The organism is Streptomyces tendae, from assembly GCF_014650435.1.
Lineage (GTDB): Bacteria > Actinomycetota > Actinomycetes > Streptomycetales > Streptomycetaceae > Streptomyces > Streptomyces tendae.
The window spans coordinates 569,979-596,505 of sequence record NZ_BMUY01000001.1; the positions used below are offsets into that span (position 1 = coordinate 569,979).

General features: G+C 70.7%; 23 protein-coding genes and 1 pseudogene. 12 read left to right on the forward strand and 12 right to left on the reverse strand.

Annotation, left to right across the window (positions count from 1 at the left end; all coding sequences use genetic code 11):
- Nucleotides 1–72: 72 nt before the first annotated feature.
- The 4 genes from IE258_RS02665 to IE258_RS02680 all read right to left on the reverse strand — a co-directional run bounded on the left by IE258_RS02665 (nucleotide 73) and on the right by IE258_RS02680 (nucleotide 4,597).
- On the reverse strand, nucleotides 73–690 hold the full coding sequence (locus tag IE258_RS02665; protein WP_189738395.1) for a hypothetical protein: 618 nt from the start codon (nucleotides 688–690) through the stop codon (nucleotides 73–75).
- Entirely contained in the window at nucleotides 677–2,254 is a 1,578-nt protein-coding gene (locus IE258_RS02670) for a vWA domain-containing protein (protein WP_189738398.1), read from the reverse strand. Before IE258_RS02670 ends, IE258_RS02665 begins: the two co-directional genes overlap by 14 nt.
- A complete protein-coding gene (locus IE258_RS02675; protein WP_189738401.1) occupies nucleotides 2,251–3,444 on the reverse strand; it encodes a toxic anion resistance protein in 1,194 nt (397 codons plus the stop codon). Before IE258_RS02675 ends, IE258_RS02670 begins: the two co-directional genes overlap by 4 nt.
- 73 nt (nucleotides 3,445–3,517) lie before the next feature.
- Entirely contained in the window at nucleotides 3,518–4,597 is a 1,080-nt protein-coding gene (locus IE258_RS02680; RefSeq protein ID WP_189738404.1) for a substrate-binding domain-containing protein, read from the reverse strand.
- A 192-nt stretch (nucleotides 4,598–4,789) separates the two neighbouring features.
- On the opposite strand from IE258_RS02680, the gene IE258_RS02685 reads away from it, so the two are divergent.
- Nucleotides 4,790–4,972, forward strand: coding sequence for a hypothetical protein (locus IE258_RS02685; RefSeq protein ID WP_189738407.1), 183 nt, complete (start codon nucleotides 4,790–4,792; stop codon nucleotides 4,970–4,972).
- A gap of 88 nt (nucleotides 4,973–5,060) precedes the next feature.
- On the opposite strand, the gene IE258_RS02690 is transcribed toward IE258_RS02685, so the two are convergent.
- Together IE258_RS02690 and IE258_RS02695 are read right to left on the reverse strand one after the other, a co-directional pair.
- The gene (locus IE258_RS02690; protein WP_189738410.1) at nucleotides 5,061–5,483 is read right to left on the reverse strand and encodes an SCO4983 family protein; all 423 of its coding nucleotides are present in this window, start codon (nucleotides 5,481–5,483) and stop codon (nucleotides 5,061–5,063) included.
- Nucleotides 5,484–5,575: 92 nt separating this feature from the next.
- Complete coding sequence (locus IE258_RS02695) at nucleotides 5,576–6,787, reverse strand: pyridoxal phosphate-dependent aminotransferase (protein WP_102931996.1); 1,212 nt, start codon at nucleotides 6,785–6,787, stop codon at nucleotides 5,576–5,578.
- 234 nt (nucleotides 6,788–7,021) lie between these two features.
- On the opposite strand from IE258_RS02695, the gene IE258_RS02700 reads away from it, so the two are divergent.
- The gene (locus IE258_RS02700) at nucleotides 7,022–7,885 is read left to right on the forward strand and encodes a S1 family peptidase (protein ID WP_189738413.1); all 864 of its coding nucleotides are present in this window, start codon (nucleotides 7,022–7,024) and stop codon (nucleotides 7,883–7,885) included.
- A 37-nt stretch (nucleotides 7,886–7,922) separates the two neighbouring features.
- On the opposite strand, the gene IE258_RS02705 is transcribed toward IE258_RS02700, so the two are convergent.
- Together IE258_RS02705 and IE258_RS02710 are read right to left on the reverse strand one after the other, a co-directional pair.
- The gene (locus tag IE258_RS02705; RefSeq protein WP_189738415.1) at nucleotides 7,923–9,533 is read right to left on the reverse strand and encodes an N-acyl-D-amino-acid deacylase family protein; all 1,611 of its coding nucleotides are present in this window, start codon (nucleotides 9,531–9,533) and stop codon (nucleotides 7,923–7,925) included.
- A gap of 33 nt (nucleotides 9,534–9,566) precedes the next feature.
- Nucleotides 9,567–10,868, reverse strand: a complete 1,302-nt coding sequence (locus tag IE258_RS02710; protein ID WP_189738418.1) for an amino acid deaminase — start codon at nucleotides 10,866–10,868, stop codon at nucleotides 9,567–9,569.
- 181 nt (nucleotides 10,869–11,049) lie between these two features.
- Between IE258_RS02710 and IE258_RS02715 the strand changes: the two genes are divergently transcribed.
- The 7 genes from IE258_RS02715 to IE258_RS02745 all read left to right on the forward strand — a co-directional run bounded on the left by IE258_RS02715 (nucleotide 11,050) and on the right by IE258_RS02745 (nucleotide 17,860).
- Nucleotides 11,050–12,105: a sugar kinase gene (locus IE258_RS02715; protein WP_189738421.1), complete on the forward strand. Its 1,056-nt coding sequence runs from the start codon at nucleotides 11,050–11,052 to the stop codon at nucleotides 12,103–12,105.
- Nucleotides 12,102–12,866, forward strand: coding sequence for an IclR family transcriptional regulator (locus IE258_RS02720; RefSeq protein WP_159324097.1), 765 nt, complete (start codon nucleotides 12,102–12,104; stop codon nucleotides 12,864–12,866). Before IE258_RS02715 ends, IE258_RS02720 begins: the two co-directional genes overlap by 4 nt.
- Nucleotides 12,863–13,273, forward strand: a complete 411-nt coding sequence (locus IE258_RS02725; RefSeq protein WP_127894746.1) for a RidA family protein — start codon at nucleotides 12,863–12,865, stop codon at nucleotides 13,271–13,273. Before IE258_RS02720 ends, IE258_RS02725 begins: the two co-directional genes overlap by 4 nt.
- A 127-nt stretch (nucleotides 13,274–13,400) precedes the next feature.
- Nucleotides 13,401–14,882 (forward strand): GntP family permease, encoded by a 1,482-nt coding sequence (locus IE258_RS02730; RefSeq protein ID WP_189738424.1) that lies wholly within the window; start codon nucleotides 13,401–13,403, stop codon nucleotides 14,880–14,882.
- A gap of 101 nt (nucleotides 14,883–14,983) precedes the next feature.
- Nucleotides 14,984–15,625: a hypothetical protein gene (locus IE258_RS02735; protein ID WP_189738427.1), complete on the forward strand. Its 642-nt coding sequence runs from the start codon at nucleotides 14,984–14,986 to the stop codon at nucleotides 15,623–15,625.
- Between the two features lie 67 nt (nucleotides 15,626–15,692).
- A complete protein-coding gene (locus IE258_RS02740; RefSeq protein WP_189738430.1) occupies nucleotides 15,693–17,018 on the forward strand; it encodes an Nramp family divalent metal transporter in 1,326 nt (441 codons plus the stop codon).
- Nucleotides 17,019–17,224: 206 nt separating this feature from the next.
- Complete coding sequence (locus IE258_RS02745) at nucleotides 17,225–17,860, forward strand: hypothetical protein (protein ID WP_189738433.1); 636 nt, start codon at nucleotides 17,225–17,227, stop codon at nucleotides 17,858–17,860.
- Between the two features lie 74 nt (nucleotides 17,861–17,934).
- On the opposite strand, the gene IE258_RS02750 is transcribed toward IE258_RS02745, so the two are convergent.
- The 4 genes from IE258_RS02750 to IE258_RS02765 all read right to left on the reverse strand — a co-directional run bounded on the left by IE258_RS02750 (nucleotide 17,935) and on the right by IE258_RS02765 (nucleotide 20,943).
- The gene (locus tag IE258_RS02750; protein ID WP_189738436.1) at nucleotides 17,935–19,200 is read right to left on the reverse strand and encodes a hypothetical protein; all 1,266 of its coding nucleotides are present in this window, start codon (nucleotides 19,198–19,200) and stop codon (nucleotides 17,935–17,937) included.
- Between the two features lie 79 nt (nucleotides 19,201–19,279).
- Nucleotides 19,280–19,789 carry a SigE family RNA polymerase sigma factor gene (locus IE258_RS02755; RefSeq protein WP_189738439.1) on the reverse strand — a complete coding sequence of 170 codons (510 nt, stop codon included), beginning with the start codon at nucleotides 19,787–19,789 and terminating at the stop codon, nucleotides 19,280–19,282.
- 99 nt (nucleotides 19,790–19,888) lie between these two features.
- The gene (locus IE258_RS02760; protein WP_189738442.1) at nucleotides 19,889–20,080 is read right to left on the reverse strand and encodes a hypothetical protein; all 192 of its coding nucleotides are present in this window, start codon (nucleotides 20,078–20,080) and stop codon (nucleotides 19,889–19,891) included.
- An 11-nt stretch (nucleotides 20,081–20,091) separates the two neighbouring features.
- Nucleotides 20,092–20,943, reverse strand: a complete 852-nt coding sequence (locus IE258_RS02765) for a helix-turn-helix domain-containing protein (protein ID WP_189738445.1) — start codon at nucleotides 20,941–20,943, stop codon at nucleotides 20,092–20,094.
- A gap of 216 nt (nucleotides 20,944–21,159) precedes the next feature.
- Between IE258_RS02765 and IE258_RS02770 the strand changes: the two are divergent.
- The 3 genes and pseudogenes from IE258_RS02770 (at nucleotide 21,160) to IE258_RS02780 (ending at nucleotide 26,517) form a co-directional block, all read left to right on the forward strand.
- Nucleotides 21,160–21,649, forward strand: a pseudogene (locus IE258_RS02770) (ATP-binding protein).
- Nucleotides 21,650–21,770: 121 nt separating this feature from the next.
- The gene (locus IE258_RS02775; protein ID WP_189738448.1) at nucleotides 21,771–22,082 is read left to right on the forward strand and encodes a hypothetical protein; all 312 of its coding nucleotides are present in this window, start codon (nucleotides 21,771–21,773) and stop codon (nucleotides 22,080–22,082) included.
- 7 nt (nucleotides 22,083–22,089) lie between these two features.
- On the forward strand, nucleotides 22,090–26,517 hold the full coding sequence (locus IE258_RS02780; protein ID WP_189738451.1) for an RHS repeat-associated core domain-containing protein: 4,428 nt from the start codon (nucleotides 22,090–22,092) through the stop codon (nucleotides 26,515–26,517).
- Nucleotides 26,518–26,527 lie beyond the last annotated feature (10 nt).

Here is a 26,527-nt window from a genome sequence, read left to right on the forward strand (position 1 = left end):
GCACAACGGCGTGCGACGGACCCGGCCCTTCGACACGTCCGGGCCCGCCCGGCATCGCGGCCGGTACGGCGGTCAGCGCTCCGAGCGGTCCTCCAGGTACCGGGTGTGCGACTCCTGCCGCCGGGCCTCGGCGTCCCGCAGCCGGTCCGTCAGCCGCTCCGCCTCCTCCCGCAGCAGCGTCAACTGCCGCTCCAGATGCCGCTCCGGCGGCTCCTGCCCCGGCGTCATCCGCGTCCACCAGCGGGTCCGCACATACGCGTCCACCGCCTCCGGCACGTCCTGCCGCACCGCACGCGACACCGCGTGCAGGCCCTCCGGGTCGGCCGCCAGCACCTCGGCGACCCAGCCGGGCTCCAGCAGCCCGGCCAGCAGCCCGGACAACTCGGCCAGCCGTCCCTCGGCGGCCGGCGGCAGCTCCACGTCCGCCAGGTAGTCGCGCAGCCGGCCGAAGTCGCCGCGCACCTCCTCCAGCTGGGCCGAGGGGTCCGGGAAGTCGGGCGGCGCGGGCCGCTCCGGCGGGGCGAGCAGCGCACCGGCGCCGTACAGGCCGGCGACGACCACCGGCCAGTACGGTCCTGCCACGCCCGTGAAGGTCAGCACGACGCCCGTCAGCCCGCAGGCGCTGCCGGTCAGGTTCTTGCGGGACTCCAGGTACGCGACGACCCGGCCGCCGCCCCTACTGGTAGCCACGGATCTCCTCGAAGGCGCCGTCCAGCGACCCCCGCTGCGCGTCGAAGAGCCGGCCACCGGTGAGCTCGGCGATGTGCGTCAGCTCCGCGCGGTCCGAGTCGCCGAACAGGATGGGGAACACCGGGATCTCCTGCCGCTCCCCGCTCAGCGCCTCGTAGAAGCGGTCGAAGCCGGCCGCGTCGGTGCCGGTGGTGTTCTCGCCGTCCGTCATCAGCACGATCGACGTGAACGCGTCCCGCCCGCCGCCGAGATGGTCGTACGCCTTCTCCAGCGAGGTGTAGACCGCGGTGTCGCCCTCGGCGGTCAGGCGCGCGGTGTCCCGGCGGATGCCCTCGAGACCGGATTCGGGGTCGGCCGGGTCCACCACATGGGTCGCCACCCGCTTCACGTCCGAGCCGAACGGCATCAGCGTCACCTCCTCGCGGTCGCGGAAGTCGCCGGTGAGGGTGGTGAGCGCGGTCTTCAGCCGGGTCAGCCGCTCGCCCGCCATCGAGCCGGACGTGTCGAGGACGTACACCGTCCGGGACGGGCGGCGCAGCTCGTTCTCGTACGCGTCGAGCAGTCCGTCGGCGACGGAGCGCGAGCCGGGGGAGGGCAGTTCGCGCCGTCGGCTCGTGTCCAGCCCCGCCGCGGGCGGCACGGAGGTGAGGACCGGGCGGCGGTGGGTGGTGCGGGTGATCTCCCGCTGGATCTCCGGCGTGCGCAGCGCCTCGGCGAGGCGTCGGACGTCGCCGCGGGTCGAGCCGTCCGTCGACGCGAGCGTGGAGAGCGGGTAGTCGGCGGTGAGGACGCCGTCGGTGGGGCGGATCACGGTGAGGCCCGGGATGCCCATGAGGACGGACTCGTAGTTCAGCAGCGCGTCCACGTTCCCGCGCCGCTCGTACGCCGCAGCCAGCCAGCCCGACGAACCCGAGGTCAGCTGCTGCCCGGTGAAGAACTCCCGAAGCCTGGGCGTCGCCTTCGCCACGTCCGCGTCGGTGAGCGCGGACTGGGCGCCGGACAACGCGGAGGCGACCGAGACGAGGGTGGCGAAGCCGGAGTTGGAGCGGGCCGGGTCGGTCATGCCGTAGGTGAGTTTCCCGTCGGCGACGGCCTGCTCGACCTGGGACCAGGTGACCGACCCGGGCCGCCAGCCCAGCCGCCGGACGGTGGCGTCCTTGACGCCGATCGCGACCGGGCTGGCCATCACCGGCGTCTCGGAGACGATCCGCCCGGCCGCCTCGGGGCGCAGCCGCAGCGAGTCGTTGGAGGACAGCCACACCGCGTCGTACGTCCCGTCCGTCCCGCCCTTCGCCAGCAGGTCGACGGCGTCGAGGGTGCCGATGGGGGTGAGCCGGACGGTGAGGCCGGTCTCCTCGCGGACCCGGTCGAGCACCGGCCGCAGGTCGCTCAGCTCGCTGGAGGCGAGGACGCGCAGGGTGCCCGGCTCGGCGCTGCCCGCGACCCCCGGGGTCGACGCCCCGTCCGCCCCGTCGCCGTCCCCGTGCGAGGTGCAGGCGGTGAGGAGGGCGAGCGCGGTGAGGCAGACGGCGAGGGCGCGTCCGGTGCGGCGGCCGTGTCTCATGCGAGGCCCCCGTCCCGGGAGGAGTCCAGGGCGCCCCGGGAACGGCTGCGCTCCAGGTACGCGTTCGCGTGCCGGAGTTCACCGGTGAGGGACTCCACGGTCGCCGCCATCGCCTCCGTCGCCTGGGCCTTGTAGGAGTCGATGGTGTCGAGGGTGCGGTAGATCTGCTGGAAGGCGGCGCGCAGGGTCTCCGCGCCCACCGCGGGATCGGCGGCGATGCGCTGGATGTCGCCGGTCTGGGTGGCGAGCATCTCCGCGTTGCCCCGGACCAGGTCCTCCGTCGTCCCGCGCAACGCGTCGACCTGCTCGATCACCTTCTTCTGGTGGTCGAGCGCGGTGGCCAGCATCACGGAGATCCGCAGGGCCGACACGGTGGTCGTGGCCGCCCGGTCGACGCCCTTGACCAGCTCCTCGTTGTTGCGGCGCACGACGTCCATCGCGAGGTAGCCCTGGGCGCACACCGCGAGCTGGGTGAGCAGGTCCTGGTGCTTCTGCCGGACCGGGAAGAGGACGTCCGCGCGCAGGGCGTCGGCGGCCTGCGGGTCGCCCGGTTCGACACCGGCGACGTGCTCCTGCACGGCCGTGTCGAGGGCCTCGGTGAGCACGACGTACTCCTGGAGCTTGCCCATGGTCTCCCACAGCCGGACCCGCTCGGTCTGCAACGCCGCGTTGTCGCGCCGCAGTTCGTCCTGGCCGCCGCGCAGCGAGCCGACGATCCGGTTCAGGGTGCCCTGGGCGGAGGCGTACTTGGCGACGTGGTCGCGCAGCCGGTTGCCGCCGGGCAGCCGCGACAGGAGCTTGCGGCCCTTCGACGCGGGCAGGTCGCGCGGGTCCAGGTCCTCCACCACGCGCCGCAGCTCCACCAGGGAGCCCGCCACCCGGGTCTGGGCGTCGTCGCCCTTGTCGGGCAGGCTGCGCACCGTGCGTTCCAGCATGCGGTTGGACTGGGCGGCCGCGGTGCGCATCTCGGCGGCACCGAGGCCGGTGATCTCGCCGACCTTGCCGGCGAACTCGGGCGAGCGGGCGTCGAGCGCGGCGAGTCCGTCCACGTAGGCGGCGGCCTTGCGGGCCATGTCCGCGCGGGTCGCGTCGTCGAGGGGCACGAGGCCGCCGGCCCGCTCGCGCGGTACGGGAGCGACGGGCTCGGGCGGGGTGAGAGTGAGTGTGAGGTCGTGGTCGGTGCCGGTCACGTGGCCGTGTCCCCCTGTGGTCCGCTGGTGTTCTGGTGCTGGTCCGGGTCGGTCCGCCGGTGGCCGTCCGCCGTCATCCGCGCGCCCTGACGGCCATCTGGCGCAGTACCTCGGATGTGGGCACCGGCGCCTGCCGGACGCCGGTCAGCCGCTGGTTGAGATACGCGGTGTGGGCCTCGGTGGCCCGGGTGAACTCGGCGGACGCGCCCTGCGGCCGGAACCCGTGCCGGACGGCCAGCTGCCGCAGCCTCGGGTCGGCGGAGAGCAGTTCGCCGAGTTCCCGTCCCGTGTCGGTGAGCGGTACGACCGTGTGGTCGCTGGTGGCGGTGGTGTCCGGGTACAGGACGACCAGGTCCGAGACGGCGTCCCCGCCCTCCGCCAGCAGTGCGGCGACCTGTGACTCGTACGCCAGCACCAGCGGTTCGCCGACGCCGCTGGTGAAGTCCCGGAAGGCGGCGTCCGAGCTGGACTTCTGGGCGCCCTGGACCTGGACCAGCTTGCGCAGCAGGGGCGCCGTGCGGTCCAGGTCGGCGTCGCTCGACACCACCCGGTCGCCGTTGGCGACGTAGGAGGCGGCGGCCAGGTAGAGCGCGCCGGAGTTGGAGGTCTCCGGGTCGGTGGTCGCGACGTACAGGGTCCCGGTCAGCTCGGTGTGCTTCTCGGCGCCCTTGAGCTGCTGCCAGGTGCGGTCCGCGCGGGCCGCGTCGAGGTAGGCGTCCATCCTGAGGGTGCCGCCCCGGCTGCGGTCGAGGGTGACGAGCCCGTTCGCCGCGAGGACCGCCGCGGTGGAGCGGTGGGCCACCACGACGAGCGGCGAGTAGAAGGGCCGGGGCAGCGGCTTGCGTACGCCGTACTTGTCGGCGAGTTCGTCGGCCGGTGCCTGACTGGACGGGAAGGCGAGGTCGTAGCCCTTGAGGTCCAGCTCCTCCATGGCCCAGGACCCGGAGGTCTCGGCCCGCACGGTGTAGCCCTTGGCGGCGAGGGCCTTCACCACTTCGGGATCGGCGAAGAACTGCGCCTTCTCCGACCCGATGACCATGCGCACGGTCTTCGTTGCCGCGCCCGTCTCCTCGTTGTCCCGGCCCGCGACGACGGCGGCCACCACGCCACCGATCAGCAGGACCGCGAGGACGATTCCAGCGATTCGTCTCACGCGGTGAGCGTGCTCCCGGAATCAGACGTTCCTGGCGGGTCCCGGTGAACGGGAGGTGACCGCCCGATACCGGTATGCAACGGGAACCGGCCACTCCGGGGCGCCGTGGCGGCGGCGGGGCATGTGCCGCCCCCCGCGGGTACCCGGGGGACCGGAACCGCGGAGAACAGGAAGAGGAAGGAGGGACCCGCCATGGCAGACGGTGGTGACTTCTACTCGCGCGACCGGCCGCGGGAGCCCGACCCGCAACTGGCGGAGGACCGCCCGCGCGGTGGTGGCCCGGAGGATCCGCACCGCCGGGGCAACTGGCCCGTGTGGGCGATCGTCCTCGCGGTCATCCTGGTCTTCGTCGTCCTGACGGTGATCTTCGGCTGACCCGCCGGACGGCGGGGTGTGTGGCGCCCGGTCCGCGCGTCGCTGCGGGTGCGCGCGGACCGGGGCCGTACGGGGGGCCCGGGAGGGCTCAGCCGGCCGCGAGCTCGCGCGGCTCCAGGGCCGCGGAGTGCGCGTCCATGCGCTCGGCGGTCAGGATCGCGACCGCCGTGTCGGCGCGGGAGGCCGCGACCACCAGGGCCCGGGCCGCCAGGGTGTGCGCCCGCCGGTGCAGGGCCGCCGGACGCGGCTCCGCGCGGGTGGCGGCCACTTGCAGGCGGACCGGCGCCTGACCTCCCCGCAGCCGGGTCACCTGCTCGGCGAGCCGGTCGGCCGCGGTCTCCAGACCGGTGTCGGGCGCCAGCGCGCGCAGCTCGTCGGTGACGGCGAGCAGTGCCGCGAGATGGCCCGCGAGCTGGATGTCCAGCTCCTCGTCCCGGGACCGGTGGGGGAAGTCCGTGGTGCTGCCGGCCATCGTGCTGTGGACCGACTTGCTGCGGATCGGCTCGTACATGGGATGGCCTCCTGAGTGTTCCAGGAAACCATCCTACATTGGATTCAATCTAAAGTTGACGGTGTTCGGGACTCGGCAGGGACTCGGCGCACTCAGTGCTGGCCGTACCCGTCCAGGAAGTTCCCGATCCGGCCCACCGCCTCGCGCAGGTCCGCGGCCGTCGGCAGGGTCACCACCCGGAAGTGATCGGGCTCGGGCCAGTTGAAGCCGGTGCCCTGCACGACCATGATCTTCTCCTGGCGCAGCAGGTCCAGGACCATCCGCCGGTCGTCCTTGATCTTGAAGACCTTGGGGTCGAGCCGCGGGAAGAGGTACAGCGCACCCTTCGGCTTCACGCAGGTCACGCCGGGAATGCTGGTCAGCGCCTCGTGGGCGGCGTCCCGCTGCTCGCGAAGCCGCCCGCCGGGCAGCACCAGCTCGTTGATGGTCTGCCGCCCGCTGAGCGCCGCGACCACGCCGTGCTGGCCCGGCATGTTGGCGCACAGGCGCATGTTCGCCAGGATCGTCAGGCCCTCGATGTAGGACTCGGCGTGCGCGCGCGGCCCGGAGATCGACATCCAGCCGACCCGGTAGCCGGCCACCCGGTACGCCTTGGACATGCCGTTGAAGGTGAGGGTGAGCAGGTCGGGGGCGATCGCGGCGGTCGGGGTGTGGGTGGCGTCGTCGTAGAGGATCTTGTCGTAGATCTCGTCGGAGCAGACCAGCAGGTTGTGCCGGCGGGCGATGTCCGTCAGTCCGCGCAGCATCGCGTCGTCGTAGACCGCGCCCGTCGGGTTGTTCGGGTTGATGATCACCAGTGCCTTGGTGCGGTCGGTGATCTTCCGCTCCACGTCCGCGAGGTCGGGCATCCAGTCGGACTGCTCGTCGCAGCGGTAGTGCACCGCCGTGCCGCCGGACAGTGACACGGCGGCCGTCCACAGGGGGTAGTCCGGGGCCGGGACGAGGACCTCGTCGCCGTCGTCCAGCAGGCCCTGCATCGCCATCACGATCAACTCGGAGACGCCGTTGCCGATGAAGACGTGCTCGACGTCCGTCTCGATGCCGAGGGTCTGGTTGTGCATGACGACCGCCCGGCGCGCCGCCAGCAGGCCCTTCGCGTCGCCGTAGCCGTGCGCCGTGGAGACGTTGCGGAGGATGTCCTCCAGGATCTCCGGCGGGCACTCGAAGCCGAAGGCGGCCGGGTTGCCGGTGTTCAGCTTCAGGATGCGGTGTCCGGCCGCCTCCAGCCGCATCGCCTCCTCGAGCACCGGGCCCCGGATCTCGTAACAGACGTTGGCGAGCTTGGTCGACTGGATCACCTGCATGTCCGCGAGCTTACGACCCGGTTACGACCCATGGGCCGTGTTTTCCACCACGTGAGATGCGCCCGTCCGGGTGGTCGTGGCCGCCGGCGGCGGTGGCCGGTGGGCCGGTTCGCGCCAACTGGCGGCCGGTTACCGGCCCTTGTCCGCACCCCTCTCCGTCATGAGAATGCTCATGACAATAAGGCGCCGCCCGGACGACCTCCGGCCGGTGCCCTCCATAGAGGGGACCCCCACATGAACAAGCCTCTCCTTGCCGCGCTCGCCACCCTCGCCGTCACCGGGATAGGCGTGGCACCGGCGGCCGCGTCACCCGCGGCTCCCGCCTCATCCGCGGCTCCCGCGTCACCCGCGGCTCCCGCCGCCCGTGCCGTGTCCTTCGCCGGCACCGTCGCGCTCAGCAACTGCTCCGGCTCCCTCGTGCGCCTGCCCGCCTCCGAGGACGACGACCCGGCGCTGGTCATGTCCAACGGCCACTGTCTGGAGACCGGCTTCCCGGCGGCCGGCGAGGTCGTCGTGGACCAGCCCTCCAGCCGCAGCTTCGGGCTGCTCAACGCCTCCGGCACCCGCGTCGGCACCCTGCGGGCCGGCAAGATCGCCTACGCGACGATGACCGACACGGACGTCTCGCTCTACCAGCTCACCAGCACGTACGCCCAGATCCGCGGCTCCTACGGGATCAGCCCGCTCACCCTCGACGACACCCGTCCCACGGCCGGCACCGCGATCACCGTCGTCTCCGGCTACTGGAAGCGCACCTACGCCTGCGATGTCGACGGGTTCGCGTACCGCCTGAAGGAGGGGGAGTGGACCTGGAAGGACTCGGTCCGCTACACCTCCGCCTGCCAGACCATCGGCGGCACCTCCGGATCGCCCGTCGTCGACAACGCCACCGGCGAGGTCGTCGCCGTCAACAACACCGGCAACGAGGACGGCGGGCGCTGCACCGACAACAACCCCTGCGAGGTCGCCGAGGACGGCACCGTGACGGTCCGCGAGGGCATCAACTACGGCCAGCAGACCTACCAGATCCCCGCCTGCTTCGGCCTCGACAACAAGCTGGACCTCTCGCGCAGCGGCTGCGTCCTGCCCAAGCCGTAGGGCCTGCCCGCGCCGGTCCCGGCGGACCGGCCCCGGCTCAGCGCGGAACCCGGCGCACCGACCGCCCGGCCAGCACGTCGGTGCGCCGCCCGTCCTCCATCACGAACCGCCCGTCGACCAGCACGTGCGGGATGCCCGTGGGCAGGACGCGCGGGTTCTCGTAGGTGCTGCCCGCCGCGACCGTCGCCGGGTCGAAGAGCACCAGGTCGGCCCGGTAGCCCTCGCGGACCAGACCGCGGTCGGGCAGCCGCAGCCGGGCCGCCGGGCGAGAGGTCAGGTGGGCGACGCACTCCTCCAGCGGGAGCACGCCCAGCTCGCGCACGTAGTGGCCCAGGTAGTGCGGGAAGGTGCCGTAGGCGCGCGGGTGCGGCTTGGCGCCCTGGAGAATGCCGTCCGAGCCGCCGGTGTGCACCCGGTGCCGCATGATCGCGCGGACGTTCTCCTCGTGGCCGACGTGCTGGAGGATGGTCGGCGCCAGCCGGTCCGCCAGCAGCAGGTGCCGGGCGACCTGCCACGGGGTCTCGCCGCGCAGCCGCGCCGACTCCAGGACCGTACGGCCGACGTACTCCGCCAGCGCCGGGTCGCCGGTGCCGGAGATCTCGATCGTCTCCCACTCCATGGGCACGCCGTGGGAGCCGTCGGAGCCGATCTCCTCCATGTGGTGGCGGATGCGCTCGGCGGTGTCGTCGTCCGCCAGCCGCTTCATGATCTGGTCCGGGCCGCCCTCGCTGGCCCAGCTCGGCAGCAGCGCCACGAGGGTGGTGCAGCCGGGGGTGTAGGGGTACGTGTCGAGCGTGATGTCGGCACCGGCGGCGAGCGCGCCGTCCAGCAGCGTCAGCAGCTCGGGCGCCTTGCCCTTGTTGACGCCGAAGTTCATGGTGGCGTGGGCGAGGTGCAGCGGGCAGTCCGCCTCCCGCGTCAGCTCCACCATCTCCTCGTACGCCTGGAGCGCCCCGGCGCCGTACGAGCGGTGGTGCGGGCAGTAGTAGCCGCCGTACGACGCCACCACCCGGCACAGCTCGGTCAGCTCGGCGTCCTTGGCGTACATGCCGGGCGTGTAGGTCAGCCCGGACGACATGCCGACCGCGCCCTGCTCCATGCCCTCGGCGACCAGCCGCCGCATGTGCTCCAGCTCCGCCTCGGTCGCCTCCCGGTCGTCCCAGCCGACCGCGAGGGCGCGCACCGTGCCCTGCGGGATCAGGTAGGCGGCGTTGACCGCGATGCCGCGGTCGAGCCGGTCCAGGTACTCGCCGACCGACCGCCAGTCGAAGTCGACGTCGTCGCCGGGGCCGTTCCACCCGGCGATGGCGCGGCGCACCTCGCCGAGGGTGCGGTCGTCGACCGGCGCGTACGACAGCCCGTCCTGACCGATGACCTCCAGGGTGACGCCCTGCGCGGCCTTGGCGCTGTGGTCCGGGTCCCGCAGCAGCGCCAGGTCGCTGTGGGCGTGCATGTCGATGAAGCCGGGGGCCAGGACCAGGCCCTCGGCGTCCAGCTCGCGGCGTGCCTTGGGGCGCTGGCAGCCGGCGGCCGCCGCCTCCTTGACGATCGAGACGATCCGGCCGCCGTCGACCACCACGTCCGCGCGGTACGCGTCCGCCCCCGAGCCGTCCACGACGTCGGCGTCCCTGATGACCAGCTCTTCCATGCCTGACTCCTCCTGGATCCGCTGCCGGATCCGCTAGAAGAACGTGCGGATGTAGTCGACGACCGTCCCGTCCGCCTCGGCGACCGGGATGAGCTGCCACTTGTCGAAGGAGGTGCACGGGTGGGACAGGCCCGTCCCGAGCCAGTCGCCGACCTCCAGGTCCGCCTCGGCGGTGGTGCGCAGCCAGGCGTGCTGGTCGGACAGGCCGGTCACCGTGATTCCGGTCGCCGGGCGCTCCGGACCACCGTCCGCGGGGCGCACCACCTGCGCGAAGGGCAGATGCAGGTCGTACGCCGCGTCCCGCTTGCCCGCGTTGGTGAACGCCTGCTCGGGGGAGGGGCGGGAAACGACCTGGCTCCACAGCCGGAACGCGGGCTCCAGGGCGCCCTCCTCGGGGACCCGGTTGAAGGGGGTCAGCTCGCGGTAGTGGCCGTCGTCGTGGGAGACGTACGCGCCCGAGCGCAGCAGCTTCAGCACCGGCCGGGACAGGTCGGGGACCTCGGCGAACACGTCGGCCACCGCGTCGAACCAGGCGCTGCCGCCCGCGCTCAGCACGATCTCCTCCAGGCCGTCGAACCGCCCGGCCTTGTCGAAGTCGACGGCGAGCGCGACCAGCCGCCGCAGCCACGCGTGCACGCGCTCCGGGTCGGCGTCCGGCACCTCGCCCTCGTACCCGGCGACCCCGGCCAGCCGCAGCGTCCGCGCCCCGGCCACCGCGTCGGCGACCGCGGCGCACTCGGCCTCGGTACGCACGCCGGTCCGGGCACCCGCACCGGCGGCCAGCTCGACCACGACGTCCAGCGGGCGGGCGGCCCCCGCGTCCGTCAGGGCCGCGTCCATCAGCTCCACGCCGCGCACGGAGTCGACGTAGCAGACGAAACGGAAGTCCGGGTCGGCGTCCAGCTCCGAGGAGATCCAGCGCAGGGCGGCGGCGTCGACCAGCTCGTTGGCCAGGAAGGCCCGCTGGATGCCGAAGGCCCGCGCCACCCGCACCTGGTGCGGAACGGCGAGGGTGATGCCCCAGGCGCCGTGCTCGATCTGGCGGTGGAAGAGCTGCGGGGCCATGGAGGTCTTGCCGTGCGGCGCGAAGGCGAGGCCGTGCCGGGCGGAGTACGTCTCCATGAGCTTCAGGTTGTGCTCCAGGCGCTCGGCGGACAGCGCGAGGACGGGGGTGGTGAAACCGCCGGTGAAGAGGTTGCGGCGCTGTCCGGCCAGCTCGGCGACGGTCAGGCCGTACGCGTCCGGCGGGAGGCCCTTGAAGCGGTGGTCGACGTGCTCCTCGGCCAGCCTGGCGAGAGCGTCGCGGCCGGTGCCGGGGCCGGAGTCGAGGGCCATGGAGCCTCCCTGATCTGATCCGTTGCAAACTCTGCAACGATCGTTGCGTATATCGCTTACTGCTGTCTAACATCTCGGCGAACGCGGGGTCAACGGAGCAGCCGCCCGCGAGACGCGTAACGAGACGCGCAGAACGAGCCGCAGACAGCGCAGACGCCGCAGACGAGGAGCCCCCACCATCGTGACCGCCATCGGACGAACCAGCACCGCCCCCGACGTCGTGGACGTCGTCGCGCTCGGCGAGTCCATGGTCACCTTCCTGCCCTCCCGCCCCGGGCGCCTCGCCGACGTCCCCGCCTTCGAGAGGGCCATCGGCGGCGCCGAATCCAACGTGACCTGCGTGCTCGCCGCCGCCGGACACTCCACGCGCTGGGTCGGCCGGGTCGGCGCCGACGGCTTCGGCGACCACCTCGTCGAGGCCATCGGCGCCTACGGCGTCGACGTCGGTGCCGTGCGCCGCGACCCCGCCCGCCCCACCGGCATCTACTTCCGAACCGCCGGCGACCGTGCCACCGACGCCCACGAGGTGGCGTACTACCGGGCGGGCTCGGCGGCCTCCGCGATGTCCGTCGACACCATGGACCTCGACGCGATCCGCTCCGGCCGCGTCCTGCACCTGTCCGGCATCACCCCCGCGCTCTCCGCCGACTGCCTGGACCTGACGCGCGAGCTGACCACCCGCCGCCCCGGCCGCCCCCTGGTCTCCTTCGACGTCAACCACCGCCCCGGCCTGTGGCGGGACGCCGGTCACGGCCACGGCCCCGAGGTGCTCCTCGACCTGGCCCGCGGCGCCGACCTCGTCTTCGTCGGCGACGACGAGGCACGGGACGCCTGGGGTCTCGGCGGACCCGAGGCCGTCCGCGCCGCGCTGCCCGAGCCGGAGCTGCTCGTCGTCAAACAGGGCGCGAGCGGCGCCACCGCCTTCCACGGCACCGACGCCACCTACGTGCCCGCCCTGCACGTCGACGTCGTCGCCGCCGTCGGCGCGGGCGACGCCTTCGCCGCCGGGTTCCTCTCCGCCACCCTGCGCGGCAAGCCCGTACGCGAGCGCCTGCGCCACGGCCACCTCATGGCCGCCGCCGCCCTCACCGTCCCCGGCGACCTCGCCACACCCCCAGCCCGCGACCACGCCGACCGCCTGGCCGCCCTCGACGACACCGCGTGGGGGAGACTGCGACTCGGCCCCGGCTGGACACAGGACGTCCGAGGGGCCGACGAGGAGGTACGCACACCATGAGCCAGACCGTCGACCGCGCGCTGAGCATCCTGCCGCTGCTCGCCGAGGGCCCCGCCGACCTGGGCCGGGTCGCCGACCGCCTGGGCGTGCACAAGTCCACGGCCCTGCGCCTGCTGCGCACCCTCCACGAACACGGCTTCGTCTACCGGCAGGCCGACCAGCGCTACCGCCTCGGCGCCCGGCTGATCTCCCTCGCCCAGGAGGCGATGGAGAACCTGGACGTCCGCGAGATCGCCCACCCCCACCTCGTACGCCTCAACGAACAGGTCGGACACACCGTCCACCTCGCCGTCCACGAGGAGGACGAGGTCCTCTACATCGACAAGGTCGAGAGCCGCTACCCGGTCCGCATGTACTCCCGGATCGGCAAGCCCGTCGCCATCACCGTCGCGGCCGTCGCCAAGCTGCTGCTCGCCGACCTTCCCGAGAACGAGCGCCGTGCCGTGGCCGAGCAGCTCGACTACCCCATGTACACGGCCCGTTCGACACCGAACGCCGACGGGTTCCTCAAGGAACTCGCCAAGGTGCGCGAACAGGGCTGGGCCACCGACCTCGGTGGCCACGAGGAGTCCATCAACTGCGTCGCCGCGCCCATCCGGGGCGCCGACGGCCGGGTGGTCGCCGCCATGTCGGTCTCCGCGCCGAACGTGGTCGTCACCGCCGAGGAACTCCTCACCCTGCTCCCGCTGGTGCGCCGTACGGCGGACGCCATCAGCGGCGAGTACTCCGGCAGGACCCCAGTCAAGGAAGTCACCGCATGACCGACAAGATCGCTCTCGTCCCCGCGACCCACACCGTCCCCCCGGCGAAGTTCAGCCACGGCGTGAAGAAGGGCAACATCCTCCAGGTCGCCGGCCAGGTCGGCTTCCTGCCCCACGAGGAGGGCAAGGCCCCCACCCCGGCCGGCCCCACCCTGCGTGAGCAGACCCTCCAGACCCTCGCCAACGTCAAGGCGATCCTGGAGGAGGGCGACGCGTCCTGGGACGACGTGATGATGCTCCGCGTCTACCTCACCGACGTGGACCACTTCGCCGAGATGAACGAGATCTACAACGCCTACTTCGAGGAGCAGGGCCTCACCCAGCCGCCCGCCGCGCGCACGACCGTGTACGTCGGGCTGCCCGCCGGCCTCCTCATCGAGATCGACGCGCTCGCCGTCCTCGGCTGACCGTCGCGCCACCCCGCCTGTCTGACCGTCTGTCTGTGAACGGCACGGCGTCCCCCACCCCCGGGGGCGCCGTGCCGCGCTCCACCCTGCCCGAAAGCTCCATGTACTTATCCAGAGGACCCCCCGTATGTCCTACGCGTCCCTCCCCCTTGCCGCCGCCTCCGAGACCCCACCCCACACCGGCGGTCTGCTCACCCTGATCGACGGCACCGCCGGTCTGCTGACCGTCGCCGCCATCGGCATCGCGCTGCTGCTCTTCCTCATCATCAAGGTGCGACTGCAGCCCTTCGTCGCGCTGCTCGCCGTCTCCATAGCCGTCGGCCTGCTCGCCGGCCTGTCGGTCACCGAACTCTTCGGCACCGTCCAGAAGTCGGACGCCGTCTCGACCATCGAGTCCGGCATGGGCGGCATCCTCGGCCACGTCGCCATCATCATCGGCCTGGGCACCATGCTCGGCGCGATCCTCGAAGTCAGCGGCGGCGCACAGGTGCTGGCCTCACGGCTGCTCGGCCTCTTCGGGGAGAAGCGCGCCCCGCTCGCCATGGGCCTCACCGGCCTGATCTTCGGCATCCCGGTCTTCTTCGACGTGGGCATCTTCGTCCTCGCGCCCATCGTCTACGCCGCCGCCAAGCGCTCCGGCAAGTCGATCCTGCTCTACTGCCTGCCGCTGCTGGCCGGCCTGTCGATGACCCACGCCTTCCTGCCGCCGCACCCCGGCCCGGTGGCCGCCGCCGGACTGCTGAACGTCAAGCTCGGCTGGATCATCCTCATGGGCATCGTCTGCGGCATCCCCGCCGTCCTCGCCGCCTGGGTCTTCTCCGCCTGGATCGGCCGCCGCATCTTCGTGCCCGTGCCGCAGGACATGGTCGAGGCGTCCGAGGAGGCCAAGCAGGCCGTCGTCGAGGAGCAGCGCAAGGCGGGCGTCGCGCCCACCGAGACCCCGGTCGCGCTCGGCACGGTCCTCGGCATCATCGGCACCCCGCTGGTCCTGATCCTCGCCGCGACCTTCTCCTCCATCGCCCTGGACCCGTCCACCCTCCGCTCGGTGATCGAGTTCTTCGGCAACCCGTTCGTCGCCCTGACCATCGCCCTGCTCCTCGCCTACTACCTGCTCGGCATCCGGCGCGGCTGGTCCCGCAAGTCCCTGGAGACCGTCTCGACGGCCTCGCTGAAGCCCGTCGGCAACATCCTGCTGGTGGTCGGCGCGGGCGGGGTCTTCGGCGCCGTCCTCAAGGCCAGCGGCGTCGCCCAGGCCCTCTCCGACACCTTCAACGACGTCGGCCTGCCGGTGATCGTCCTCGCCTACCTGATCTCCGTGGTGCTGCGGGTCGCGCAGGGCTCGGCGACGGTGGCCATCGTGACGACGGCGGGCATCGTGGCGCCGCTGCTCGCCGAGGGCGACCACTCCCAGGCGTTCGTCGCCCTGGTCATCATGGCCATCTCGGCCGGTTCCATCTTCGCCTCGCACGTCAACGACGGCGGGTTCTGGATGGTCGCCAAGTACTTCGGCATCAGCGAGCGGGACACGCTCAAGACGTGGACCGTGCTGGAGAGCGTGCTGTCGGTCGCCGGGTTCGTGGTGGCGGCGGTGGTGAGCCTGTTCGTGTAGGCGGGTACTCGTACGGCTCGTACGGGCGGCTCGTGTAGGCGTCTGATAACGAAGTTGGGGCTGGCTGTGTCCGACACAGGATTGTCGACCATACTGCCCGCGTGGAGCAGCGCAGAGGATCGACGAGCCAGCCCCTGGAAGGCGCCGGATTCGACCCGGCATTCATCCCCGGGCTCACCGCACCCGTGTCCGGTGAGCCCGAGGATGTGAGAGGCGACGAGGCGGAGAAGGACGCCGACGCGGAGACCGCGGAGCCCTCGGCCGCCGGCGACCCGTCCGCCGAGGGCGTCGAGGACGCTGCGGACGCCTCGGAACCGGAGGACGAGGCGCCCGTGGACGGCCCCGTCTTCGAGGCATCCGACCGCCGCGCCAAGATCGTCGCCGACCACAAGGGCGTACGCCTCTCCCTCGACGACCAGGGCTGTGAGTTCCGCTGGGACGAGGTCGGGGCGGTCGAGACGGAGACCGGCCGCTTCGGCAAGCGGTTCACGGTCACGGTGCACACGCCGGACCGCCGCTGGTACCCGATCGAGATCGAGGCCGCCTCCCGAAGCCGTTTCGCCGAGTGGGAATCGGCCCTGGACGAGGTCCTGGACGCGTACTTCGAGGACGGCGAGGCGGAGTCCGAAACCGAGGCGGAGTCCGAGTCGGAGGCCGAAGAAGCGGCGGACACGGCGGACGGGGCAGAGAAGGACGCCGAGGACACTCAGGCCGCCGAGGGGACCAAGGCCCGCGCGGAGTAAGCGTTTCGGGTGAAGATCCGTGCACGCCCTCTTGTCGCACCGGCGGCCATGGGCTTTCTTGACCCCCATGGCGGACACCACGGGCAACACCTCAGACGCAGGCGTATCGGTCGGGGCCGATCAGGCCCCCCGTAAGTCCAGTTGGCGCTACATCGGCCCGGGGATCGTCGTCGCCGCGACCGGTGTGGGCGCCGGCGACCTCGTGGCCACCCTCATCGCGGGCAGCAACTTCGGCTACACCCTGCTGTGGGCGGCGGTCATCGGCTGCCTCGTGAAGATCTCCCTCGCCGAGGCGTGCGGCCGTTGGCACCTGGCCACCGGCCGCACCCTCTTCGACGGCTGGGCCAGCATCGGCCCCTGGACCACGTGGTTCTTCGCGATCTACGCGGTGATCTGGGGCTTCGTCTACGGTGCCGCGGCGATGTCGTCCAGCGCGCTCCCCCTCCAGGCCCTCTTCCCGGACGTGATGGACCTCGAATGGTGGGGCATCGCCTGCGGCCTGGTGGGCCTGGTCTTCGTCTGGTTCAACAAGTACAACGTCTTCGAGAAGGTCATGACGGTCCTGGTGGGCGTCATGTTCGTGGTGACGGTGTACCTGGCGATCCGCGTCACGCCCAACCTGGGCGACGCCTTCGCCGGCCTCCTCCCGGTCCTCCCGGACGAGAAGGACTCCGTCCTCAACACCCTGGGCCTGATCGGCGGCGTGGGCGGCACCATCACGCTGGCCGCCTACGGCTACTGGGTCAACGCCAAGGGCTGGACCAACACCGGCTGGATGAAGGTCATGCGGCTGGACAACCGGGTCGCCTACGCCACGACGGGCATCTTCGTCGTCGCGATGCTCCTCGTCGGCGCCGAGCTGCTGCACTCGGCCAACGTCGCGATCGCGAGCGGCGACAAGGGCCTGATCCAGCTCGGCGACATCCTGGAGCAGGAGTACGGCACGGCGACCGGCAAGCTCTTCCTGATCGGCTTCTTCGCCACCAGCTTCACCTCGCTGATCGGCGTCTGGCACGGCGTGAGCCTGATGTTCGCCGACTTCCTGGCCCGCAGGCGCGGTGAACGGGAGGCGCGCGGTGACGAGTTGGCCTCGGGTCGCCGCGAACGCTCCTGGGCCTTCCGCGCCTACCTGCTGTGGCTCACCTTCCCGCCCATCATCCTGCTCTTCCAGGACGAGCCCTTCCGCCTGATCATCATCTACGGCGTCCTGGGCGCCGCCTTCATGCCCTTCCTCGCCCTCACCCTGATGTGGCTCCTCAACTCCTCCCGCACCCCTCGCGAGTGGCGCAACGGCAGCCTCAGCAACGGCATGCTCACCGTCGCCGGACTGCTGTTCCTGGTGTTGTGCGTCAAGCAGATCTGGGACCAGCCGTGGTCGGAGTTCTTCGGGTAGAGGTACCGGAGCTGCCGCATGCCTGGACAGGTGCCCCGAGGGGCAGGGCTTCTGCCCTGGAATACGTGGCAGCTGCAACTCGCTTCAGGTATGCCGGACGTATGCGCGCAAAGAACGAGGAGCGGAAGGCCGACGTGGTTCGCCTTCGACCACCGTCGGACCGGAGCGAGCCCTCCCCGGGGGTCCGTCCCCCAGGGCCTGGCGGCATGGGCTTCGGCGCGGTGCGTGCGCTCCAGCGAAGTGTCGGCAACGCAGCCGTGTCCCAGGTGGTCGGGCGACCCCGTGACGTCATTCAACGGGCCACCGTCGCGCCCACGGGCGACGGACCGGTGGTACACCTGGACGACGGGGACAGGAAGAACTCCCGGGAAGCGATCCTGTACATCAGCGGATCGTATGTGTACAAGATGTACACCAAGGAAGCCACTGCGAATTCGGTTCTCTCGGAGATGGAGAAGGCGTCTGGGCTGGGCGTTCCCGTGCCCCCGTGGACGTCCTACAAAGCCAATTACGACCCCCAGGACGGAACCCGGCCCAAGCAGGTGACCGTCATCCGCTCCAAGAAGGTCGACGGCACGTTCTTCCAGCTCAGTAAGGGCGGTGGTGCGAAGACCTTCATCAACGCCATCCAGGGCATGTCTGACGTAACCCGTATGCGGCGGATCAGGAACCAGCTCGTGGCAGCCAGGGAGGCGGGCATCTCGGATCCCCAGGGAATGATCTCCAATGATCCCCAGGAGGGCGTGATGTTCTTCCTGGACATCCACACAGGCGGTACCGGCAGCGGGCTTGACGAGCTGATCAGTGCTGTGGACAAGAAGATCGACGACTTCACCCCCTGAGCGACTTCCGGCCTGGCTCGGGAAGCCGGGGAGGCATCGGCGCAGAGCTACCCGTCCCCGGCGGGGGAGGCGTCCTACCGCAGCGCGTCCCACTGCTCGCTGAGCGCGATCCCACGCAGCTGCTCCATGCTAAGCACGGGCGCGTCGCGGGTGGCGTCCTTGTTCTGGTCGCCGGTGTTGAAGGCGCTGATCACCACGCGGAAGCCCTCCGGCCCGGGGCGCAGCGTGTCCACGGTCCACATCACCACGCCGGAACCGGCCTTCTCGCCGGGCTCCTGCCGGGTGACGAGGCGGGTGCCGTCGGGCAGGATCTCCCCGCCGGCGTACACCTGCCCGGCGCCATCGGCCATGCCGTACTGCACGTTGACCTGGACGAGGCTGCGGCCCTTCCCGTCGTCCACGATGACGTAGGCGTACTCGAACTCCTGCCCGCCGCGCGCGACGACGTCCAGCTTCCCGGGGAGCAGCGCGGCGAGTGTGTCGCCGACCGACTCCCCGGAAACCTCGGGCAGTTCGGGGCGGGGCGCGGTCGACCGCGACGGCTTTGGTTTCTTGGGAATGGCGTCGACCACCTCGCGCCACACCCCGGCGGTGACGAGCGTCCGCAGCCGCTCCGTGGACAGCGGCGGCTCGTCACGACTGACCGGTGCGCCCTTCTCGGCGGGGGAGTTCCACTCGGAGACGCTGACGTGCTGTCCCTCGGCGGTGACCAGGTCGGCGGTCCAGAGCTTGGTGTCCACGCGCAGGTCCGGGTACTCGTAGCCCTGGTACAACCTGAGCGTCGAGCCGTCGGGGAGCCGGTCGGAGGTGCAGTCGGCGTACGGCGTGCCGTTGTGGTCGGGACATGCCGCCAGCTGTCGTGCCTGGGCGCTCCCCGGCTCCACCCGCGCGAAGCCCATGCCGATGGCGGCGGCCCCGGCCCCGTCGTCGTAGACGAGGTGCGCGGCCGGACCCAGCTGGTGGTCCGAGCCCCGGCCCGACTCCTCGCCGTACGTCCCCCGGGGGAGCAGTCCCTTGAGCTCGCGCAGCAGGTCGTCGCCGGTGAAGACGGCCGCGGCGGCGGTCGCCTCGCCGTTCGGGGTGCCGGCGGAGGCGGCGGTGGACCGGGCGGGGGCGGCCTGGTCGTCCGCCGGGAGGACCAGCGCCCCGCCCACCCCGGCCAGGGCGACCCCGGCCACCCCGCCCACCACGGCAGTCCTGCGCCGCAGCAGGGCCCGCCGCCCTCGGACCCGCCCGGCGGTGACGAGGGCCGCCCGGTCGGCCTCGAAGCCGTCACCGGCGTCGCGCAGGGCGGCGCCCAGCCGGTCCTCGAAGGGGTCCCGACGATCGTTTTCGAGCATGGTGAACCACCCTTTCCACACGTGAGTCGACATGAGCCGCGGAGAACGGCGAACAAGAAACGGTCCGGGCCGGGGCGGCCTAGGGTCTGGCGTACTCCGAGAGGTCCTCGCCCAGCAGGTCCCGCAGCCGGCCGAGCGCCCGCGAGCACCGGGTCCGCACCGCCGCCGAACTGACGCCGAGTACGTCGGCGGTCTGCTCGACGGAGCGGTCGTCCCAGTACCGCAGGACGACGACGGCCCGGTCCTTGGCGGGCAGCCGCGCGAGCGCGTCCAGCAGCGTCAGCCGCAGGGACGCGTCCCCGTCACCGGCGCCGGGCAGATCGGGGAACACGTCGGTCGCCCGCTCCCCGCTGCTGCGCCGCCGCTGATGGGCCAGGAAGGCGCGGGTGAGCACGGTCTGCGCGTAGGCGGCCGGGTTCTCCGCCCGCGACACCCGCCCCCACCGCACGTAGAGCCGACCGAAGGTCTCCTGCACGAGATCCTCGGCCAGATGCGTGTCCCCGGCGGTGAGCAGACACGCGGACCGGTACAGGTGCCCGGCCCGCGCCACCGCGAACTCGGCGTACTCGTCCGCCCGCCCCTGCCTCATCCGTCCGCTCCCCCCGAAGTCCCCGCCGTGGTGTACCGCCCTCACCTCATTGATGCGGTGGGCCCCGGGAAATGTTTCATACGGACTTCACAGCAGGGTTCACAGCAGGTGGTCGGCCTTCCCCGCCTTGATGTCGAGGATCATCCGCCGCAGCGCCTCCCGGCTGTCGGTGAGGGCGGCGTCCTCCGCACCGGCTATGGCGACGTAGGCGTTGCCGGTGGCGTCGGTGCCGAGGCGGAAGCAGGAGTTTCCCTCGCCGCAGAAGGGTGCTTCCCAGGTGATGTCGCTCATCGGGTGTCTCCTCAGAGGTCGTTGGCGATCGCGTGAATGAAGCCGCGTGATGCCTCTGACGAGAGGGCGATGCGCTCCATCCAGTCCAGATGGGCACGGTACTTCGCCAACTGAGTCTCGGCGTGCAGGAAATCAGGCCCGTGCGAGCTGTCGACCTGCACGGTGTCGAGCTGGGCCACGGGCCCCTCCGCGTACAGCACGGTCTGCCCGGCGCCGGGGAAGGCTCCGGCGGCGAAGGGAATCACCAGGACGGTCACGTTGTCCTGCTCCGACCTCTCCAGGACGTAGCGCAGCTGTGCCTTGGCCACCTCCCGCCCACCGAACTGCATGCGGAGCGCGGCCTCGTGCACGATGGCCACGAACGGAGTTGCATCCGCCCCGTCCAGCACGCTCTGCCGCTCGACCCGATGCGCCATGCGCAGAGCGACCTCGTGCTCGGGCAACTGCGGGACGACGACCCGGAAGACAGCCATCGCGTGGTCGGACGTCTGAAGCAGCCCAGGCATGTGCATCGAGTAGGCGGCCCGCATGCGGGCGGAGTGCGCCTCCAATTCCGCGATGTCCAGCATTCCCTGGGGCAGCGACCCCCGATACTTCTCCCACCAGCCCCGCCGACCGGCTGCTGCCATGCTCACCAGGGCCTCAACGTACTCCGCGTCTGCACAGTCGCAGTTGCAGGCCAGGGTGCGGACCCGCTCCGGACTGACGGCCCGTACCCCCGACTCGATGTGCGAGATCGTGCCCCGGTCAACCCCGAGCAGCGCCGCGGCAGACTCGGCGGACATACCCGCCGATGTGCGCATGCGACGAACCTCGATCCCCAGCCGCTTCTGGCGTGCTGTGGCTGATGTCCTCGCTCCCATTTGCCAGTCCCTCCACCTCGTCGTGGGCAAGTCTGCCGTCAGCACAAGCAAGGCCCCACGATCGAGCGCATTTTTTACTGTCTGGTGCCAAATTAGGCACCGATGACGATACGTTCGGTGATGCAAACGCTACACAGGGCGTTCGGCAGTGCATCGCGCAAGCCTGCCCGCGCGACGGAGCCACCGACCGCCCACCGGCCCGACGAAGGAGTCGCCATGCCCACAACCCGCTGCCCCGCCGCTCCCACCTACCCGGCGGACCCGACACCCCCCATCCCCGAAACCCTGGCCTACAGCCTCACGCTCCCCGCCGCACTGGCCAGCGCAGCGCTCGCACGGGCGACGACCAGGGAGGTCCTGCGGGCGCACGGCCTGGCGGACATGCTGGGACCCGGCGCTGCAGGCGGTGGGCGGACTGGCGGCCGTCGCAAGCCAATTCACGGAGTCCTCGAACTACTACCTGACCCTCCGCTACCGCTTCTCCACCCTCCGCCTGATCGCCTACGACAGCCATCCCCGCCACACCAGCCCCCATCTGGCCACCGCCTGCGACACCCGACGCCGCGCGGCCCTCCGCGTCCTGGCCTGCGTCTGCCGCGCCTGCGACGGCACGTGGGGCTTCGGCGAGGCGAGGGAACCGGGTGGCGGCACACGCATGTGGGCGACCCTGCCGAGGGCGAGCGCGGCGGCGTACGGGGCGCCTTGAAGACGTAGGTCACAGTCGGACTTTGCCGTCCCTTGGGCCCGCCCATACCTCCCGTAGAACCGTCTTCACTACCGTCGTCGCGTTGGCAGGTGCACAGGGTGAACCACGGGGGAGGGTCGGCATGGCGGACCTGGCTAAAGAGGCAGCGTCGCTGCACAAGGCGGCGTCGGGGCTGCGGGCGGTGGGACACCACACCGCGAAGCCGTTGCAGGAGTTCGAGTCCGCATCACACGACCTGTCGGCCCTCGGCGCCCTGGGTTCGCTCCTCGGTGCGAAGGGTGACATCGAGGAGGGCATGACCACCCTCGCGAAACTGACGAAGCAGCTGGACGAGGAGTGGGAGACCGAGGCGAAGTTCCTGGGCGACGTCTGCGACGCCTTCGACCTGCTCGAGGTGCTGCTGACCGCCGCGGCTCAGGCGAAGAAGGGCTGAGCGGGGCGTGGTCGACCTCAACCCGCTGCACTACATCAACAAGTTCAACCACATGTTCGGCGACACGGTCGCCGAAGGCCTGGAGTTCCTGGGCATCACCGACCCGGCAGTGGACCCGGACGGCATCCGGGAACTCGCCAAGAAGTGGCGCGCGCTGGCCAAGGGTCTGGACGACGCGGCCGAGGCGGCGCGGAAGTCGCTGGCGGACGTGGAGTGGGAGGGCAAGGCGGCCAAGGCCCTCCACAAGCGGGCCAAGTCGGCTCGCAAGCAGGCCACGGAGATGGCCGACTCCCTCCGCGAGGGCGCGAAGGCGCTGGACGACTTCGCGGACAAGGCGCACGAACTGCTCTCGGAGATCGGCGTCATCCTGGCGGAGATCGCCGAACTGGAACTGGCGGGACTCGCCCTCTCCGTGCTGACCGGCGGCACGTCTGCGGTCGTCTCGACGCTGCTGGCCGGCTCACGGGCGGCGAAGGTGGTCGCGCTGGTCGCCCGGATCGAGCAGGAGGGCACCGTCCTGGCGTCCGCGATCCGCGGGGTGATGGAGGTCATCCGGGCGGTCGAGCGGGCGCTGAAGACACTGAAGGAGATCCGCGGGGTCGCGGCGGCCGGGAAGATGGCGAAGGAGGGCATGAAGTTCTCCGCCTTCGACACGCTCCTGCGCGACCCGGAAGCCTTCAAGGACCCCGAGAAACTCGCCGGCATCCTCACGGAGGGCGCCCTGCTGGGCGTCGGCTTCGGCGCCCTGGGCAAGGCCCTGGGCAAGGGCCTCAAAGCCCTCAAGCCCAGCGAGCTGGCGAAGCTGAGCAAGGCGTTGAAGCTCGACGGTTCGGGCTTGTCCAGGCTGAAGCTGCGCCCCGGTGAGTGGGAGAAGCTGCCCGCCTCCATCCGGGCCATGGTCAAGAAGTGCGATCTCGATCCGATCGACGTGGCAACCGGCGACATGCTGCTGCCACAGACCGATGTCCAGCTGCCGGGTACCCTCGCACTGGTCCTGCAGCGCACCCATCTGTCCTCATACCGGTGGGGCGGCTGGTTCGGGCCGTCCTGGGTTTCCACGCTGGCCCAGCGTCTTCAGGCCGATGACGAGGGCATCATCTATGCCGCGCCCGACGGTGCCCGTCTGCTCTACCCGCTCCCAGCTCCGGACGCCGAAGACCCGGTTCTCCCCGAGGCAGGCCAGCGTCTGCCCCTGACCTGGGACGCCGAGCTTGACGGAGCCCTTCGCATCACCGACCCGGACAGCGGCTACGCGTACATCTTCCACAGCCCCTGCCCCACGGACGATGGTGAGGCCGTCGACCTGCCCCTGCAGGCGATCGTGGACCGTAACGGCCAGCGGATCACCGTGCATTACGGCGACGACGGCACGCCCGCCGAGGTGAGCCATTCCGGTGGCTACCGCATCGGCATCGACCGCCACCCCCGCATGCCCCGCATCTCGGCTCTCAGGCTCCTCGGCCACGAGCATCAGGCAGCGAACGGGACACTCCTCGTCTCCTACGGCTACGACGAAGACGGGCATCTCACCGACGTCACCAATTCCTCAGGAGTGCCGCTGCGGTTCACTTACGACGATGCAGGACGCATCACCTCGTGGACCGACCGCAATGGCACTGCCTACCAGTACACCTATGACGAATCGGGCCGTGTCGTTCGTACCGAGGGCAGCGACGGATACCTGTCCGGAACTCTGGCCTACGACGATGTCACGCGCACCACACGCGTCACCAACGGGCTCGGACACACGACCTCCTACGAGCACAACGAGGCGTACCGCCTCATCCGGCAGACCGATCCGCTCGGACATGTGACGCTTCAGGAATGGGACGCGGACCACCAGCTCATCGCGGTCACCGATCCACTCGGTCGTACGACGCGCCGTGTGCACGACGAACACGGCCGGGTAGTGCTTGGCGTACGACCGGATGGTCGCGCGGCCAAGGCGGATTACAACGAACTCGGCCTGCCCACCGCGGTCACCGAGCCGGATGGCAGCGTGTGGCGGCAGGAGTTCGACGAGCGGGGCAACCGGATCGCGGCCACCGATCCAGCCGGAGCCACAACGCGGTACGGCTACAACAAGGCCGGTCACCTCGTCTCGGTCACCGACGCGCTGGGCCACACCATCCGCGTCGGCTGTGATGCGACGGGTCTGCCTGTCGAGATCACTGACCCGCACGGCGCAGTCACCACGTACGAACGCGACGCATTTGGCAACCCTGTCACCGTCACCGATCCGCTGGGACACGCAACCGGCCTGGAGTGGACAGTGGAGGGCAAGCTCGCCCGCCGCACGAACCCGGACGGGTCGGGCGAATCCTGGGCGTATGACAGTGAGGGCAACTGCACCAGTCACACCGACCCGATGGGTGCGGTCACCCGCTTCGAGTACACGCACTTCGACCAGCTCGCCGCGCGTACCGGACCCGACGGTGCCCGTTACGAATTCACACACGATGCGCAGTTGCGCCTCACCGGTGTCACCAACCCACAGGGTTCCACGTGGACCTACGTCTTCGACCCGGCAGGCCACCTGATCTCCGAGTCGGACTTCGACGGCCGCACTCTCACCTACACCTATGACGCGGCAGGCCAGCTCACCGCCCGCACCACACCCGCCGGCGAGCAGATCCGCTTCGAGCGCGATGTCCTCGGCCGCACCGTGGCCAAGGACGTCGCAGGCCGCATCAGCTCGTACGCGTACGACGAAGCGAGCCGTCTGATCCGCGCCGTGAACGACGACGCCGTCCTGAGCATGCGCTACGACGCAGCCGGACGCCTGCTCTCTGAGAAGGTCAACGACCGCACCACGACCCATTCCTACGATCCGCTGGGTCGCCGCACAGGCCGCACCACACCCACCGGCGCAACGACCACCTACACCTTCAACGCTGCCGGAAACAGGACCCGGCTGACCACGGTCGGCCGCACTCTGACCTTCGACCACGATCGGGCAGGCCGTGAGCTGGCCCGCCACCTCGGCGAGACCGTCACCATCGCCAGCGTCTTCGACCCTCTCGGCCGCCCCACGAGCCAGACGGTGACAGGACCAGTTCCACACGGCCTGATCCAGCAGCGGGACTACACCTACCGGGACGACAGCAGCCTCATCGCCGTCAACGATCACCTCGACGGCCCACGCAGCTTCGACCTCGACTCGGCCGGGAGAATCACCGCGGTTCGAGCAGAGCAGTGGTCCGAGACCTATGCCTATGACAAGGTCGGCAACCAGAGCAAGGCCGTCTGGCCCACCGCTCACCCCGGCCAGGAGGCCACCGGCACCCGCTCCTACAGCGGAACCCGCATCACCAGAGCCGGTCAGGTCCGCTACGAACACGACCAGGCCGGACGCATCAGTCTGCGCCAGAAGCACCGCCTGTCCCGAAAACCGGACACCTGGCGCTACACCTGGGACGCCGAAGACCGTCTCACCCAGGTCGTGACTCCGGACGGCACGGCATGGCGCTACCTCTATGATCCGCTCGGTCGACGTACCGCCAAGCAGCGCCTCGCGCCCGACGGCCACACGGTGATCGACCAAACGGACTTCACCTGGGACGGAACCACACTCGCCGAGCAGTCCAGCCAAGTCTCCGGTGGCCTCGAGACCGTCACTCTCACCTGGACCCACGACGGCCTGCGTCCCGTCACCCAGGCCGAACGCAAGCACCTCGACCAGGCGGAGATCGACCAGCGCTTCTACGTCATCGTGACCGACCTCGTCGGCACGCCCACCGAACTCGTCGACGAACAGGGAGACATCGCCTGGCGAGCCCGTTCCACGATCTGGGGCACGACCGCATGGAACACCACTGCCGGCGCTCACACCCCGCTCCGGTTCCCCGGCCAGTACCACGACCCGGAAACGGGGCTCCATTACAACTACTTCCGTCACTACGATCCCGAAACCGCCCGGTATCTCACACCGGACCCCCTCGGCCTGTCCCCAGCACCCAACCCGATGGCCTACGTGCATAACCCGCACACCTGGGCCGACCCTCTCGGGCTCGCTGGATGCCAGCCGGGCGAAGGGGGTGTCGAGGTCGATCCCCGGAAACTCGACTATCTTTTCAACAAGAACATCAAGCCGGACTCGCACAATTCGCCGAGGGCGCTGCAGAACGAATTGCAGTTGCGGCGGATCGGTATCAACGACAGCGCGGAAATGCGACGGTACGTGACCGAGCATCTGGCCGGCGCAACCAAGCAGTCGTTCGAGCGTACGTTCAGGAAGGAGTGGGACGGGGGGAGCGGTGAATTCGGCGTGACAAACTCCGTCCTCCACGGACCTCACGGTGCACTGGGTGTCGAGAGCACCTGGCAGGTGCTGCCCGATGGCACACGTAGGCTGTCCACCGTCATCTTCCGCGGGAGCGGGCCGGGCGTGAGTATCGTCAAGACGTCCGACAAATGGCCGCCCTACAACCACTAGCCGCGTGAGG

Bases quoted from the DNA above. Each gene is read 5' to 3' on its own strand.
- IE258_RS02670 (WP_189738398.1), bottom strand. From the start codon at position 2,254: ATGAGACACGGCCGCCGCACCGGACGCGCCCTCGCCGTCTGCCTCACC.
- IE258_RS02685 (WP_189738407.1), top strand. From the start codon at position 4,790: ATGGCAGACGGTGGTGACTTCTACTCGCGCGACCGGCCGCGGGAGCCC.
- IE258_RS02690 (WP_189738410.1), bottom strand. From the start codon at position 5,483: ATGTACGAGCCGATCCGCAGCAAGTCGGTCCACAGCACGATGGCCGGC.
- IE258_RS02695 (WP_102931996.1), bottom strand. From the start codon at position 6,787: ATGCAGGTGATCCAGTCGACCAAGCTCGCCAACGTCTGTTACGAGATC.
- IE258_RS02700 (WP_189738413.1), top strand. From the start codon at position 7,022: ATGAACAAGCCTCTCCTTGCCGCGCTCGCCACCCTCGCCGTCACCGGG.
- IE258_RS02705 (WP_189738415.1), bottom strand. From the start codon at position 9,533: ATGGAAGAGCTGGTCATCAGGGACGCCGACGTCGTGGACGGCTCGGGG.
- IE258_RS02710 (WP_189738418.1), bottom strand. From the start codon at position 10,868: ATGGCCCTCGACTCCGGCCCCGGCACCGGCCGCGACGCTCTCGCCAGG.
- IE258_RS02720 (WP_159324097.1), top strand. From the start codon at position 12,102: ATGAGCCAGACCGTCGACCGCGCGCTGAGCATCCTGCCGCTGCTCGCC.
- IE258_RS02725 (WP_127894746.1), top strand. From the start codon at position 12,863: ATGACCGACAAGATCGCTCTCGTCCCCGCGACCCACACCGTCCCCCCG.
- IE258_RS02730 (WP_189738424.1), top strand. From the start codon at position 13,401: ATGTCCTACGCGTCCCTCCCCCTTGCCGCCGCCTCCGAGACCCCACCC.
- IE258_RS02740 (WP_189738430.1), top strand. From the start codon at position 15,693: ATGGCGGACACCACGGGCAACACCTCAGACGCAGGCGTATCGGTCGGG.
- IE258_RS02745 (WP_189738433.1), top strand. From the start codon at position 17,225: ATGGGCTTCGGCGCGGTGCGTGCGCTCCAGCGAAGTGTCGGCAACGCA.
- IE258_RS02750 (WP_189738436.1), bottom strand. From the start codon at position 19,200: ATGCTCGAAAACGATCGTCGGGACCCCTTCGAGGACCGGCTGGGCGCC.
- IE258_RS02755 (WP_189738439.1), bottom strand. From the start codon at position 19,789: ATGAGGCAGGGGCGGGCGGACGAGTACGCCGAGTTCGCGGTGGCGCGG.
- IE258_RS02760 (WP_189738442.1), bottom strand. From the start codon at position 20,080: ATGAGCGACATCACCTGGGAAGCACCCTTCTGCGGCGAGGGAAACTCC.
- IE258_RS02765 (WP_189738445.1), bottom strand. From the start codon at position 20,943: ATGGGAGCGAGGACATCAGCCACAGCACGCCAGAAGCGGCTGGGGATC.
- IE258_RS02775 (WP_189738448.1), top strand. From the start codon at position 21,771: ATGGCGGACCTGGCTAAAGAGGCAGCGTCGCTGCACAAGGCGGCGTCG.